Genomic DNA, 12,895 nt, shown 5'->3' with positions numbered 1-12,895 from the left:
GTGACGGCCATGGTCGGCGCGACAGCGCTGGTCGTGGGTGCGACGGTCGTCACGGCGACAGGGCAGGCTGCGCAGGCAGCGCCGTCGCCCGGCGCGGCCGTGGTCATCAACGAGGTCTACGGAGGGGGTGGCAACTCCGGCGCGACCTACCGGCGCGACTTCGTGGAGCTCGCGAACGTTTCGACCTCGGCCGTCGACCTCTCCGGCTGGTCGGTGCAGTACGCCAGCTCGGGCAGTACGGCCACCTCGTCGTGGGCCGTCACCCCGCTCACCGGGACGCTCCCGCCCGGAGCGTCCCTCGTGGTCGGCGAGGCCACCGGGACCGGCGGCACCACCGACGTCCCGGTCGACATCGACGGCAGCATCGCGATGTCCGGCAGCGCGGGCAAGGTCGCGCTCGTCCGCTCCGGCACCGCGATCACGGGCTGCACCCCCAAGACCGGCGCTGCGGCCTGCTCGGGCCTCGACGCCGTGGTCGACTTCGTCGGCTGGGGGTCGGCCAACGACTACGCCGGCACCGAAGCCGCCCCGGGCACGACGAACGCCACCTCCGTGAGCCGCGACGGCGCGCACACCAACACGGCCAGCAACGCGGCCGACTTCACCCTCGCCAACCCGCCCACGCCTCAGGCGTGCGGTGACGCCTGCGTTCCTGCGCCGCCCGGCCCGGAGGCCAGGACCATCGCGGAGGTCCAGGGACCCGGTGCATCGAGCCCGCTCGCGGGCCAGACGGTCACGACCCGCGGCGTGGTCACGGCGGCCTACCCCGAGGGCGGCTTCAGGGGCTTCTACCTCCAGACCGAGGGGACCGGCGGCGGCCGCGACCTGAGCGCGGCGTCCGACGGTGTGTTCGTCTACCAGGCTTCGGGCGCGCTCGACGCGGACGCCGTCATCGGCAACTTCGTCGAGGTCACCGGAGAGGTCCAGGAGTCCTTCGGCCTGACCCGGGTCAACGCCGCGGCGTCCGACATCAGCGACGCGGGCGAGGACTTCACTCCCGTGTCGCCGGTGACCAACCCCTGGCCGGGCGCCGACGCCCAGCGGGAGTCGCTCGAGGGCATGCTGTTCCGGCCGTCCGGGCCCTACACCGTGACCAACACCTACGCCACGAACCAGTACGGCGAGGTCGGCCTCGCGGTCGGCACCGAGCCGCTCATCCAGACCACCGAGGTCGCCGTACCCGGGTCCGACGAGGCGAAGGCGGTCGCCGCGGACAATGCCGCGCGCAAGGTCACCCTCGACGACGGTGCCTCGTCCAACTTCCTGGCCAGCAGCTTCAGCCGCACCACGTGTGCGGGCCGGCCGATCCCGTGCCTGCTCAACGCGGACCAGACCCCGCCGTACGTCTCGACGACGGCACCGGTGCGCGTCGGTGCGCCGGCTGCCTTCGCGGACAGCGTCATCGTCGACTACCGGTTCGACCTGTGGCGCTTCCAGCCGACCAGCCCCGTGGTCGGTCCGGGCAACGCCGGCTCGCCGGTCGTCTTCACCGACACCCGCACCCCTGCACCCGACGCGATGGACATCGGCGCCGCCGACCTCAAGGTCGCCTCCTTCAACGTGCTGAACTACTTCACGACGCTGGGCGCGGAGACCGAGGGCTGCCTGGCCTACTACGACCGCGACGACAGCGGCACCACGGTGCGCGACGGCTGCGAGCTGCGCGGCGCCTGGGATGCGGCGGACTTCCAGCGCCAGCAGGCCAAGATCGTCACCGCGGTCAACGGGCTCGACGCGGACGTCGTCGGTCTCATGGAGGTCGAGAACTCCGCCGCGCTGGGCGAGCAGCCGGACGAGGCACTGGCCCACCTGGTCTCCGCCCTCAACGAGCAGGCCGGGGCGGGCACGTGGGCCTTCGTGCCCTCCTCGACCGAGCTGCCGCCGGCCTCCGGGCAGGACGTGATCACCAACGCCATCATCTTCAAGCCGGCCTCGGTGATGCGCGTCGGCCAGTCCCGGGCGCTCGGGACGCAGAGCGAGGACGGCCAGGCCTTCGGCAACGCACGCGAGCCGATCGCCCAGGTGTTCCGGAAGAAGCACGGCAAGAGCGAGAAGTTCCTCTTCGTCGTCAACCACTTCAAGTCCAAGGGCTCGGCGGGTCCGTTCCCCGGTGACGAGGACACCGGTGACGGGCAGGGCGCCTCGGTGACCTCTCGCATCCTGCAGGCGCAGGCCCTGCGCGACTGGGTGCCGACCGTCCTCGACGAGACCGGCACCAGGGCCGTGGTCATGGCCGGTGACTACAACTCGTACACCCGCGAGGACCCGATGGACGTCCTCTACGACGCCGGCTACACCGACGCCGGGTCGCGGCTCGACCGCGACGACCACGACGACCCGGACGACCCGTACTCGAACCCGTACTCGTACTCCTTCTCCGGGCTGTCGGGCTCCCTGGACCACATCCTCGTCAACGACGCGGCCCTGGCGCTGGCGACCGGTGCCGACCACTGGAACATCAACTCCGGCGAGTCGGTGGCCCTCGAGTACAGCCGGTACCGCTACCACGGCACCGACTTCTACGAGCCCGGACCGTACCGCTCGTCCGACCACGACCCGGTCGTGCTGGGCCTGCGCGCGACCGCGAAGCGGTAGCCGCCCTGGCTGCACGCACGGCGGCGGGTCCGGTCCCTCACGGGGCTGGGCCCGCCGCCGTGTTCCCGCCGGGGCGCTCAGACCCAGCGGCGCACGCGCGAGCGGTATGCCGCGTAGTCGGCTCCGAAGCGGGCGGCGAGGTACTCCTCCTCGCGGGAGATGACCAGGCGGAGCATCGCCAGGAGCACGGCCGGGAGGACGAGGAGCGGCCACCAGGAGCCGACCAGCAGGGTCACCCCCAGGTAGGCGAGGGCGTCCGCGAGGTAGATCGGGTTGCGGGAGAGCCGGAACGGCCCCTCGGTGACCAGCCGGCTGACCTCCTCCCACGGGATCACCGTCGTGTGGGCACGCCGCATCGCAGCGACGGCCCAGGCCATCAGCGCGACCGCGGCGGCGACCAGGACGACGCCCAGCCAGACCCGCGCGCCCGAGAGGGGCAGCGGGAGTGGCGCCACGAGGTGGAGCAGCGAGGCGACGACGAGCGGGATGGCGAAGACCAGCGGCGGGATGGTGCGCACGCGGGCGCCTGCGGGAGCCATGCCGGGCACTGTATGCCGGGTGGCTACGCTGGCGACCGTGAACGACGTGACCAGGGTGGCAGTCATCGGCGCAGCCGGGCGGATGGGGTCCGAGGCGTGCCGGGCGGTCGAGTCGGCCGACGGCCTCGAGCTCGTCGCGAGCGTCGCCAGGGGGGACGAGCTGGGGGACCTCGCCGGCGCCGACGTCGCGGTGGAGCTGACCGTGCCCGACTCCTCGCCGGGCAACGTGGCGCACTGCGTCGAGCGGGGCATCCACGTCGTGGTCGGCACGACCGGGTGGGACGACGCGCGGCTCGAGGCCCTGCGGTCGCAGCTCGCGGACCGCCCGGACGTCGGCGTGCTCATCGCCCCCAACTTCGCCATCGGCGCGATCCTCATGATGCGCTTCGCCGAGCAGGCGGCCCGGTTCTACGAGTCCGTCGAGGTCATCGAGCTCCACCACCCCGACAAGGTCGACGCGCCCTCGGGCACGGCAGCCCGCACGGCCCGCCTCATCGGTGCCGCCCGCACGGACGCGGGTCTGGGAGCGGTTCCGGACGCCACCACGCACGACCCGGGCGGTGCGCGCGGCGCCCGCGTGGACGGCATACCCGTGCACGCGGTGCGGCTGCGCGGCCTCGTGGCGCACCAGGAGGTCCTGTTCGGCGGTGTCGGCGAGATGTTGACGATCCGGCACGACTCCTTCGACCGGGCGTCGTTCATGCCCGGCGTGATCGAGGGCGTCCGGAAGGTGCGAGAGCACCCCGGCCTGACGGTCGGGCTGGAGCACTACCTCGGACTGGGCGCATAGTGCGGGAGAAGGTCACCGCCCTCGTCCTCCTGGTCGTCCTGGGCTTCTACTCGGTGACGATCGGGTGGCGCGGCGTCGAGCTGGTCCGCGACGGCCGGCCGGCCGCGGTGCTGCTCGGCGTCGGGGTCATGCTGCTGCCGCTGGTCCTGCTCGTCGCGCTGCTGCCGTTGGTGCGCCTCGCGCGGGACGGCTCGCGGATGATGGCGCAGCTGGCCAGCGGCGCCGAGGTGCGACCCGTCGACGAGGGCTGGCGCGCCGAGCTCGAGCTCGCCGAGAGCTGTCGGCTGGCGCGGGACCGGCAGGGGGAGCAGCGGCACTACCGCGCGGCGGTGCGCGCCTGGCGGTCGGCGCAGCACTGAGACCCGCCCTAGCGATGGGTGTCCCGGTCGGGGTCGTGCCGTGACCTCACGGCGGGCGGGCGCGGCGACCCGGCGGAGCCCGTGGCCACCCGCGAGGCCGCTGCCGATGCCGTTCGCACGACGCTCTCCAGGGGACCGCGCCGGCCCAGCGCCGCGACCACCGCGCCCGTCGCCAGGGCGAGAGAGGCGTGCCGCAGGTAGTTCGCGACGCTCTGCCCCGGCCACAGGCCGGGAATGAGCAGGACGACGTGGGCGGTGTAGAGGGTGAGGGTCATGGCGCCGGCGCCGAAGGCGACGGCCCACGCCCGGGGACGCCACCGCGCCAGCAGGAGGCAGGCGCCGAGGACAGCAGCGGCGCAGCCCGCGGTGTGCGCGAGGTCGAGCGGCGTGCCCGAGTGCGGCGCCACGACGGACAGCCACCACCAGGAGCCGGTCGGCGTCACCCCGTGCAGCCCCCGGGCCAGCGTGTCGCGCAGCTCGTCCCAGCTCGTCGCGCCGTCGCTGCTGGCCAGGAGGGCGTCCTGCACTCCGGGCTGGGCGGTGAGGGTTCGCGAGATGAGCAGTGCGCCGACCGCAACCGTGGCGCCTGCGAGGGCGACCATCGCTGCCGTCGCCGGGCGTGCGAGGTCCATGCGGCCCAGGGCCATCCCTGCGAGGAGGTAGGCGAGCCAGGGGAGGGCGGGGTAGTAGCCGGTCAGGGTCAGGTCCAGGAGGAAGGGGGCCAGGGAGGCGGCGCTCTCGGCAGTGGGAACGGTGGGCCCGTCGGGGCCGAGCCCGGCGCGGGCGGCGTGGGACAGCACCGGGACCACCACACACCAGAGCGCGGACAGGGCGAGCAGCGGCCGGGCGCCCAGCCCGAGGAACGGCAGGCCGAGGACGAAGAGCACCGCGTAGTACGTCAGGATCACCGCGACCGGGGTGTCCAGCTGGCCGAGGAACAGGCCGAGCAGCCCGATCAGCATCGCCCGGGTGGTGAGGCCCACGGCGTCCCCGGCACGCTGCACGCCGGCGTGGGGCGAGGAACCGCCCGTCACGAGGGCCATCGAGACACCGGCCAGGAGCGCGAACAGCGCCGACGACCGCCCGCCGGCCAGCGCCTGCGGCCAGGCGAGCGAGCCGTCGACCACCGGCGGCAGGATGTGGGTGGCCATCATGCCCAGCAGGGCCAGCGCCCGGGCCACGTCGACACCCACGAGGCGCGCGCGCCCGCCTCGCGCGGTGGAGGCGGGCCGCGGCACCGTCAGCTCCAGCCGAGGGCGCGCAGGAACGCGGCCGTGGCCGCCGCGAGCACCACGACGAGCAGGAAGGGCGCCCGGAGCGCGAGGGCGACACAGGCCACGGCGACCGCGACGAGGCGGGCGTCGACCACCAGCGACCCGGAGGGGTCCGTGAGGGTCTGCACCGCGACCAGGGCGGAGAGGAGCGCGATGGGGAGCGCAGAGGTCACCCGGCTCGTGCGAGGCCCCTCGAGCCACCGGGCGGGCACCACGTAGCCGAGGAGCTTCAGGCCGAACGCGAGGGCGCTGGCCACCAGGACGGCGGTCCACAGGGTCACCGGTCCGACCCCTCGCGCTCGTCCGCCCAGTGGTGCGGCGGCGGTGGGTCGCGGTGGGCCTCCGGCCACAAGGCGGCCAGGAGGGCGGTCAGGGCCGCCACGAGCACGGGGACACCTGCCGGCGCCCGGGGTGCGACGAGCACCGCGACCAGGGCGGCGAGCCCGGCGATCGCGAACGCGTCACGCGACTTGAGCCGGGGCCACAGGAGACCGCAGAAGGCGGCTGCTGCGGCGGCGTCGAGCCCGTAGGTCCGCGGGTCGCCCATGGCGTCGCCGATGACCGCGCCGACCAGTGTCATGAGGTTCCACAGCACGAAGACGGCGAGACCCGTGGCCCAGAACCCGAGCCGGCCGGCGCGCTCCTCGGGCTGCGCGACGCCGACCGCGGTGGACTCGTCGATCGTCAGGTGGGCCGCCAGCGCCCGCCTCAGGCCGCTCACGCGCAGCATCTTGGACACCTGCAGGCCGTAGAGGCCGTTGCGCAGGCCGAGCAGCGTGGACGTGGCGATGGCCGCCGGGGCGCCGCTCACGCCCCCCGCGACCAGGCCGACGAAGGCGAACTGCGACCCGCCGGAGAACAGCAGCAGGGAGAGGGCCTGCGTCTGCAGGACGCTCAGCCCCGCGGCCACGGACAGTGCGCCGAAGCTCACCCCGTAGGCGCCGGTGGCGACGCCCACCGACAGCGACTGCCGCACGACCTGCCGGCGCCGCGCCGGTGCGAGCGCGGTCATGCTCCGGGGGGCTGTGCCGTTCCCGGGGCCGCCGCCCGGTCCGTGGTGGCCGGCTCGTCGAGCGGTCCTCCGATGGCCGCCACGAGGCGCACCTCCCGCGCCGTCGTACCGTCGGGGGAGACGACGCGGTCCCGCCACGCGCCATCGGGGGCCAGGCCGGCGTGCACGAGGAAGGCGCGCGTCCCCTCGTCGCTCGCGAGCAGCCACGCGTGCAGGGTGTCGGCCCCCGCCCCGCGCAGCGTGTCGACCGCGGCGTTGAGGAGCCTCGACCCGTGCCCCGCGCGGCGCGCCTGTGGGTGCACCCCGATCGCGCTCAGCTCCCCCGTGAGGGGGGAGGCGTCGGGGTCCTGGCTGGGACCCACGGCGGCAAACCCCACCACCTGCTCGCCGGCGCACGCGGCGAGGAGCCGGTAGACCCCCTCGGGGGGCGAGGCGAGGGACGCCCGCCAGGCCTTCGCGAAGGCCTGGGGCTCGAAGGCCGCCACGACGTCCGCGGGCAGCACCGCGGCATACGCCGAGCGCCACACCTCGGCCTGGACCAGCCCCACCGCCGGGGCGTCGGTCTCACGGGCCACCCGCACGCTCGCGTCGGCCACGGGGCCGGACCGGGCCGTGCCGTCGTCGTGTGGGTGGGCGTGGGAGTGGGCGTGCGGGTTCTCGTGCTCGTGGGCCACGGGCCCATCCTCGCACCCGGCCCGAAGGTGTAACACGGTCGCAGCAGAATTGCCTGATGCTGTAACACGCGGTCATACTGAGGGCATGTACGGCAACGACTTCGGCCCCGAGGCCACGGAGAGCGCCACGGACACGCTGCCCGGCCCGGACGAGCCGCTCAACGCCGCGGAGTCCGGCCTCTTCGACGACCTCATCGAGGCCGAGCAGCGCATCGAGCCCCGCGACGACATGCCGGACGCCTACCGGCAGACGCTCATCCGCCAGATCGCCCAGCACGCGCACTCCGAGATCATCGGCATGCAGCCCGAGGGCAACTGGATCACGCGCGCCCCGAGCCTGCGCCGCAAGGCGATCCTCATGGCCAAGGTCCAGGACGAGGCGGGCCACGGCCTGTACCTCTACAGCGCGGCGGAGACCCTCGGCGTCGACCGTGAGGACCTGCTCGAGCGCCTGCACACGGGCCGGCAGAAGTACTCCTCGATCTTCAACTACCCGACGCTGACGTGGGCCGACTGCGGCGCCATCGGCTGGCTCGTCGACGGCGCGGCGATCATGAACCAGGTGCCGCTGTGCCGCTGCTCCTACGGGCCGTACGCGCGGGCGATGATCCGGGTCTGCAAGGAGGAGTCGTTCCACCAGCGGCAGGGCTTCGAGATCCTCTGGACCCTCATGCGCGGCACCGACGAGCAGAAGGCCATGGCGCAGGACGCCGCCGACCGCTGGTGGTGGCCGGCGCTGATGATGTTCGGCCCCCCGGACACCGGTGCGGCGGCCAAGGCCGGTGGCCACACCGAGCAGTCGATGGCCTGGGGCATCAAGCGCTTCGCCAACGACGACCTGCGCCAGAAGTTCGTCGACATGATGGTCCCGCAGGCCGACAAGCTCGGCATCGTGCTGCCCGACCCCGACCTGCGGTGGAACGCCGAGCGGGGCCACTACGACTTCGGTCCCATCGACTGGGACGAGTTCTGGCGCGTCCTGAAGGGTGACGGCGCCTGCAACGCCGAGCGCATCGCGCACCGGGTCGCGGCCCACGACGAGGGGGCCTGGGTGCGCGAGGCGGCCACCGCGTATGCCGCGAAGCAGGCCGTGAAGGAGAGCGCCGCGTGAGCGAGCAGACCAGTCCGAAGACCTGGCCGCTGTGGGAGGTCTTCGTCCGTGGCAAGCGCGGGCTGTCGCACGTCCACGTCGGCTCCCTGCACGCGCCCGACGCCGTGATGGCGCTGCGCAACGCCCGCGACGTCTACACACGGCGGCAGGAGGGCGTCTCCATCTGGGTGGCCAAGGCCTCCGACATCGCGGCCTCGAGCCCGGACGAGCGCGACGCGTTCTTCGACCCGGCCGCCGACAAGGTCTACCGGCACCCGACCTTCTACGACGTGCCCGACGACGTGGAGTACCTGTGAACACCCCACGACGTTCTCCGCTGTCGTCCGATACCTCGCGGGGACCCCGGACGGTGGATACCAGTGCTCTTGCGGCGCAGTACCTCCAGGGACTCGCCGACGACGCCCTCGTCTACGCCCAGCGGCTCGGCGAGTGGATCTCGCGTGGCCCGCAGATCGAGGAGGACATGGCGCTCGCCAACGTCGGGCTGGACCTGCTCGGCCAGGCGCGCGCCCTGCTGACCCGTGTGGGTGAGCTCGACGGCACCGGTCGCTCCGAGGACGACCTCGCCTACTTCCGCGACGAGCGGCAGTTCCGCAACGTCCACCTGGTGGAGCAGGAGCGCGGCGACTTCGCCCACGAGATGGCCCGCCTGCTCTGGTTCTCCGCCTACCAGCGCGAGCTGTATGCCGCGCTGCGTGCCTCCGCCGACGAGGTCCTGGCGGGCGTCGCGGCCAAGGCACTCAAGGAGGTCACCTACCACCAGGACCACGCCGCGCAGTGGGTGGTCCGCCTCGGCGACGGCACCGAGGAGTCGCACCGGCGGATGCAGGACGCCCTCGTGGCCGTCCAGCCCTACGTCGTCGAGCTCTTCGAGGACGACCCCGCCTCGTCGGCGGCGGCGGAGGCCGGCATCGGGGTGCTGCCCTCGTCCTTGCGGGAGGCCGCGTCCGCCCGGGTGGCAGCGGTCGTCGAGGAGGCCACGCTGGCGCTGCCGGAGCCGTCGCGCTGGCGCTCGCGCGGCGGCCGTGACGGCATCCACTCGCGACCGATGGGCTACCTCCTCGCGGAAATGCAGCACATCGCACGATCGCACCCGGGAGCGACCTGGTGACGGTGGGTCTGATGACGAACTCTCTTGTGGCACAGGCGATCTCGGACATCCCGGATCCGGAGGTGCCGGTCGTCACGATCGAGGACCTCGGCATCCTCCGCCACCTCGAGGTCGACGAGGCGCGCCGGCACGTCGCGGTGACGATCACACCGACGTACTCGGGCTGCCCCGCCATGGAGGCAATCGAGCGCACCATCCGCCACGAGGCCGGCCGTGCCGGCTACACCTGCGACGTGCGCACGCGCCTGAGCCCGGCTTGGACCACCGACTGGATGTCGCAGCGCGGGCGCGAGCGCCTGCGGGAGTTCGGCATCGCGCCTCCCGGCCCGGTGGAGGCGCACGCGGGCGGTGCCGTGGCGCTCACCCTGAGGCGCCGGGTCGTCGCCTGCCCGCAGTGCGGCAGCACCGACACCGAGGAGGTCGCCCGGTTCGGATCCACCGCGTGCAAGGCGCTGCGGCGCTGCCTCGCCTGTCGCGAGCCGTTCGACGAGTTCAAGGCCCTGTGATGACGGAAGACGTGTGATGTCGCTGCTCTCCACCTCGCGCCCGACGCGCCGCCGGGCACAGTTCCACCCGCTCACCGTGGTCGGCGTCGAGCGCCTGACCGACGACGCGGTGGCCATCACGTTCGCCGTCCCCGAGGAGCTGCGTGAGGAGTACCGCTTCACGCCGGGCCAGCACCTCACCCTGCGGGCGACCGTGGGCGGCGAGGACGTGCGGCAGTCGTACTCGATCTGCCTGTCGCGCCGGGCCGCCGAGCACACCCGGACCCTGCGGGTCGCCACCGCTCGGGTCCCCGGGGGCCGGATGTCCAACTGGCTCAACGACCACGTCTCCGTGGGCGACGTGCTCGACGTCATGTCCCCCCTCGGCTCGTTCACGTGCCCGGCCCAGCCCGACGGCGCACGACACCACCTCGCGATCGCCGCCGGCAGCGGCATCACCCCGGTGCTGTCGATCATCACCAGCGTCCTGGAGGAGGAGCCCCGCTCGCGGGTCACGCTGCTCTACGGCAACCGGCGCACGTCGTCGGTGATGTTCCTGGAGGAGCTCGCCGACCTGAAGAACCGCTACCCCGAGCGTCTCCAGCTCGTCCACGTGCTCTCCCGCGAGCCGCAGGACGTCGAGCTGTTCACCGGCCGCCTCGACGCCGAGCGCGTCGAGCGGATCCTGGCCGCCCTCGCGCCGGTCCAGACCGTCGACGAGTGGTACCTCTGCGGTCCCCACGGGATGGTCACCGGCGCCCAGGAGCTGCTGGAGCGGGCGGGTGTCGACAGCCACCACGTGCACCACGAGGTGTTCCACGTCGCGGAGCAGGAGAGCCCCCGCGAGCGCGTCGTCGTCGAGGAGGGCGCCCCGCCCGCGGCCGTGGTGACGGTCAGCCTCGACGGTCGCAGCACTCGGATCGAGATGCCGACCAGGGACGAGACGATCCTCGACGCGACGCTGCGGGTGCGCCCCGACGCGCCCTACTCGTGCACGGGCGGCGTCTGCGGCACCTGCCGGGCCCGGCTCGTCTCGGGGGAGGTGCGGATGGACCGCAACTACGCCCTCGAGCCGGAGGAGGTGGCGGCCGGCGTCGTGCTGGCGTGCCAGAGCCACCCCGTGACCGACGAGGTCGCCCTCGACTACGACGCCTGAGGCGAGGAGCCGCCGCGCCGCCCACGACCTGGGCGACTAGCGCTGCGGCATCCACCGCGGGTTGCGGCCCGACCGAGCGAGAACCCGGTCGAACACCGGGGCTTCGTCGTCGAGCGCCACGGCCGGGCCGAACATGCCGGGGGTCCCGGCGGGGTCGAACCCGGAGACGAACCCGAGCAGGGTGCGCGCGGTGGGCTCGTCGCACGTGTAGTCCTGGCCGGTCGCGCGCGCGAGGTCCCAGCCGTGGAGGGTCAGCTCGTCGAGGCCGACCACCCCAGCGACCTTCCCGGGGAGGTCGACGCCACCCACGCGGGTCATTCCCTCCCAGGCCGTCTGCGGAGACCACGCGGTGACGAGGGCCGGGAGGCGCTCGGCGAGCCTCTCCCGCCAGTCGGCCTCGGCATCCGGCCACCCCGCGGACCCCGGATCGGTGTCGGTCAGCGGCCCGAAGTCCTTCTCGGCGGCGGCGCGGAAGGCCGCGCTCAGCCCGACGACGTGGCCCAGCAGCTGCCGCACGCTCCTGCCCTCGCACGGCGTGGGGCCATCGAGCTGGTCGTCGGTGACCCGGGCGATGAGCCGCCCGATGCGGTCCGCGGAGGGGGCGAGGTCGATCGATCCGGGGCTCGTCGACATCGTGGTGCTCACGACCGCTCGTAGGTGGCGATGTCGAAGCCCTCGCGGTGGTCGCGGCTGACCTCGCGCCAGTCCTCGGTGACCCACTCCGGGAACCACGTGTCGCCCTCGGGGGAGTCGGGGATCTCGGAGAGGACCATCCGCTGGGCGAACGGCATGGCCTCGGCGTAGACCTCCCCGCCCCCGACGATGAAGACCTCGTCGCCGGGCCCTGCCAGCGACAGGGCCTCGGGGAGCGAGTGCGCCGTCTCGACGTCGGGGTGGGACCACTGCGGCTGCCGGGTGATCACGATGGTGCGCCGCCCCGGCAGGACCCGGCCGATGGACTCGAACGTCTTGCGGCCCATGACCAGGGCGTGCCCCATGGTCGTGTGCTTGAAGTGCCTCAGGTCCTCGGGCAGGTGCCACGGCATGTCGCCGTCCCTGCCGATGACGCGGTTGCGGCCGAGCGCGGCAAGGAGCGTGATCCGGGTCATGGCCCGAGTATGCCGCGTGCGCCCTGCGTGCCGCCCGCTGTCAGACCGCGATGGGCGCCTTGATCGACGGGTGGGCCTGGTACCCCACGAGCTCGAAGTCCTCGAGGTCGAACTCGTCGATGCCCTTGTCGGGAGCGATCCGCATGGACGGCAGCGGGAACGGCTCCCGAGTCAGCTGCTCGCGCGCCTGGTCGACGTGGTTGGAGTAGAGGTGGGCGTCGCCGAGGGTGTGGACGAAGTCTCCGGGCTCGAGGTCGCAGACCTGGGCCACCATCATCGTGAGCAGGGCGTACGACGCGATGTTGAACGGCACGCCGAGGAAGATGTCGGCGGAGCGCTGGTAGAGCTGGCAGGAGAGCCTGGCCCGCTGCCCGTCACGAGCGGGGGTCACGTAGAACTGGAACATCGTGTGGCACGGCGGCAGCGCCATGGAGTCCACGTCGGCGACGTTCCAGGCGCTGACGATGTGGCGGCGCGAGTCGGGGTTGGTCCGGATCGACTCGATGACCTTGGCGATCTGGTCGACGTGGCGACCGTCCGGCGTCGGCCAGGAGCGCCACTGGTAGCCGTAGACGGGCCCGAGGTCGCCGTTCTCGTCGGCCCACTCGTCCCAGATGGTGATGCCGCGCTCCTGGAGCCACTTCACGTTGGTGTCGCCCCGCAGGAACCACAGCAGCTCG

The 12,895-nt window shown here is 73.2% G+C and carries 16 protein-coding genes; 8 read left to right on the top strand and 8 right to left on the bottom strand.

The genetic code is table 11. The features are described 5' to 3' along the window. Positions 1–9: 9 nt before the first annotated feature. A complete protein-coding gene (locus VIB11_RS05520) occupies positions 10–2,595 on the top strand; it encodes an ExeM/NucH family extracellular endonuclease (protein WP_332029153.1) in 2,586 nt (861 codons plus the stop codon). Between the two features lie 77 nt (positions 2,596–2,672). Here the strand turns inward: VIB11_RS05520 and VIB11_RS05515 are convergent, their stop codons facing one another. Beyond that, a complete protein-coding gene (locus VIB11_RS05515) occupies positions 2,673–3,134 on the bottom strand; it encodes an isoprenylcysteine carboxylmethyltransferase family protein (protein ID WP_332029151.1) in 462 nt (153 codons plus the stop codon). Between VIB11_RS05515 and dapB the strand changes: the two genes are divergently transcribed. Together dapB and VIB11_RS05505 are read left to right on the top strand one after the other, a co-directional pair. Further along, positions 3,133–3,924: a 4-hydroxy-tetrahydrodipicolinate reductase gene (gene dapB / locus VIB11_RS05510; RefSeq protein WP_332029149.1), complete on the top strand. Its 792-nt coding sequence runs from the start codon at positions 3,133–3,135 to the stop codon at positions 3,922–3,924. The genes VIB11_RS05515 and dapB overlap by 2 nt on opposite strands. Beyond that, on the top strand, positions 3,924–4,283 hold the full coding sequence (locus VIB11_RS05505; RefSeq protein ID WP_332029147.1) for a hypothetical protein: 360 nt from the start codon (positions 3,924–3,926) through the stop codon (positions 4,281–4,283). Before dapB ends, VIB11_RS05505 begins: the two co-directional genes overlap by 1 nt. 8 nt (positions 4,284–4,291) lie before the next feature. Here the strand turns inward: VIB11_RS05505 and VIB11_RS05500 are convergent, their stop codons facing one another. Genes VIB11_RS05500 through VIB11_RS05485 form a run of 4 tightly spaced genes read right to left on the bottom strand, consistent with a single transcriptional unit; the run spans position 4,292 to position 7,243 of the window. Beyond that, entirely contained in the window at positions 4,292–5,476 is a 1,185-nt protein-coding gene (locus VIB11_RS05500) for a heparan-alpha-glucosaminide N-acetyltransferase domain-containing protein (protein ID WP_332029292.1), read from the bottom strand. A gap of 47 nt (positions 5,477–5,523) precedes the next feature. After that, on the bottom strand, positions 5,524–5,838 hold the full coding sequence (locus tag VIB11_RS05495; protein ID WP_332029145.1) for an AzlD domain-containing protein: 315 nt from the start codon (positions 5,836–5,838) through the stop codon (positions 5,524–5,526). Continuing rightward, a complete protein-coding gene (locus tag VIB11_RS05490) occupies positions 5,835–6,569 on the bottom strand; it encodes an AzlC family ABC transporter permease (protein ID WP_332029143.1) in 735 nt (244 codons plus the stop codon). The genes VIB11_RS05495 and VIB11_RS05490 overlap by 4 nt, the downstream gene beginning before the upstream one ends. Next, positions 6,566–7,243 carry a GNAT family N-acetyltransferase gene (locus VIB11_RS05485; protein ID WP_332029141.1) on the bottom strand — a complete coding sequence of 226 codons (678 nt, stop codon included), beginning with the start codon at positions 7,241–7,243 and terminating at the stop codon, positions 6,566–6,568. Before VIB11_RS05485 ends, VIB11_RS05490 begins: the two co-directional genes overlap by 4 nt. An 85-nt stretch (positions 7,244–7,328) precedes the next feature. Between VIB11_RS05485 and paaA the strand changes: the two genes are divergently transcribed. From paaA to paaE, 5 genes are read left to right on the top strand one after another with little or no spacing between them, the layout of a single operon-like run. Then, positions 7,329–8,354 carry a 1,2-phenylacetyl-CoA epoxidase subunit PaaA gene (gene paaA / locus VIB11_RS05480; RefSeq protein ID WP_332029139.1) on the top strand — a complete coding sequence of 342 codons (1,026 nt, stop codon included), beginning with the start codon at positions 7,329–7,331 and terminating at the stop codon, positions 8,352–8,354. After that, positions 8,351–8,650, top strand: a complete 300-nt coding sequence (paaB, locus tag VIB11_RS05475) for a 1,2-phenylacetyl-CoA epoxidase subunit PaaB (protein ID WP_332029137.1) — start codon at positions 8,351–8,353, stop codon at positions 8,648–8,650. The genes paaA and paaB overlap by 4 nt, the downstream gene beginning before the upstream one ends. Positions 8,651–8,703: 53 nt before the next feature. Next, entirely contained in the window at positions 8,704–9,465 is a 762-nt protein-coding gene (gene paaC / locus VIB11_RS05470; RefSeq protein WP_332029135.1) for a 1,2-phenylacetyl-CoA epoxidase subunit PaaC, read from the top strand. Positions 9,466–9,476: 11 nt separating this feature from the next. Further along, a complete protein-coding gene (paaD, locus tag VIB11_RS05465) occupies positions 9,477–9,971 on the top strand; it encodes a 1,2-phenylacetyl-CoA epoxidase subunit PaaD (protein WP_332029133.1) in 495 nt (164 codons plus the stop codon). Positions 9,972–9,987: 16 nt separating this feature from the next. Beyond that, positions 9,988–11,106 (top strand): 1,2-phenylacetyl-CoA epoxidase subunit PaaE, encoded by a 1,119-nt coding sequence (gene paaE, locus VIB11_RS05460; protein ID WP_332029132.1) that lies wholly within the window; start codon positions 9,988–9,990, stop codon positions 11,104–11,106. A 36-nt stretch (positions 11,107–11,142) separates the two neighbouring features. Here the strand turns inward: paaE and VIB11_RS05455 are convergent, their stop codons facing one another. From VIB11_RS05455 to VIB11_RS05445, 3 genes are all read right to left on the bottom strand, one after another. Next, on the bottom strand, positions 11,143–11,751 hold the full coding sequence (locus VIB11_RS05455; RefSeq protein WP_332029130.1) for a TIGR03086 family metal-binding protein: 609 nt from the start codon (positions 11,749–11,751) through the stop codon (positions 11,143–11,145). Beyond that, the gene (locus VIB11_RS05450) at positions 11,748–12,215 is read right to left on the bottom strand and encodes a dihydrofolate reductase (protein WP_332029128.1); all 468 of its coding nucleotides are present in this window, start codon (positions 12,213–12,215) and stop codon (positions 11,748–11,750) included. The genes VIB11_RS05455 and VIB11_RS05450 overlap by 4 nt, the downstream gene beginning before the upstream one ends. 40 nt (positions 12,216–12,255) lie before the next feature. Further along, positions 12,256–12,895: thymidylate synthase (locus VIB11_RS05445; protein WP_332029126.1), on the bottom strand; the 640-nt coding region annotated here is incomplete at its 5' end.

The organism is Pedococcus sp. (genome assembly GCF_036554925.1).
In the GTDB taxonomy this organism is placed as follows: Bacteria; Actinomycetota; Actinomycetes; order Actinomycetales; family Dermatophilaceae; genus Pedococcus_A.
Note: the sequence above shows the minus strand (reverse complement) of the source record. Positions and strands in the feature narration are given on the sequence as shown.

Excerpts from the sequence above, each read along its gene's own strand:
- VIB11_RS05520 (WP_332029153.1), top strand. The coding sequence starts at position 10 with ATGGTCGGCGCGACAGCGCTGGTCGTGGGTGCGACGGTCGTCACGGCG.
- dapB (WP_332029149.1), top strand. The coding sequence starts at position 3,133 with ATGCCGGGCACTGTATGCCGGGTGGCTACGCTGGCGACCGTGAACGAC.
- VIB11_RS05515 (WP_332029151.1), bottom strand. The coding sequence starts at position 3,134 with ATGGCTCCCGCAGGCGCCCGCGTGCGCACCATCCCGCCGCTGGTCTTC.
- VIB11_RS05490 (WP_332029143.1), bottom strand. The coding sequence starts at position 6,569 with ATGACCGCGCTCGCACCGGCGCGGCGCCGGCAGGTCGTGCGGCAGTCG.
- paaA (WP_332029139.1), top strand. The coding sequence starts at position 7,329 with ATGTACGGCAACGACTTCGGCCCCGAGGCCACGGAGAGCGCCACGGAC.
- paaD (WP_332029133.1), top strand. The coding sequence starts at position 9,477 with ATGACGAACTCTCTTGTGGCACAGGCGATCTCGGACATCCCGGATCCG.
- paaE (WP_332029132.1), top strand. The coding sequence starts at position 9,988 with ATGTCGCTGCTCTCCACCTCGCGCCCGACGCGCCGCCGGGCACAGTTC.
- VIB11_RS05450 (WP_332029128.1), bottom strand. The coding sequence starts at position 12,215 with ATGACCCGGATCACGCTCCTTGCCGCGCTCGGCCGCAACCGCGTCATC.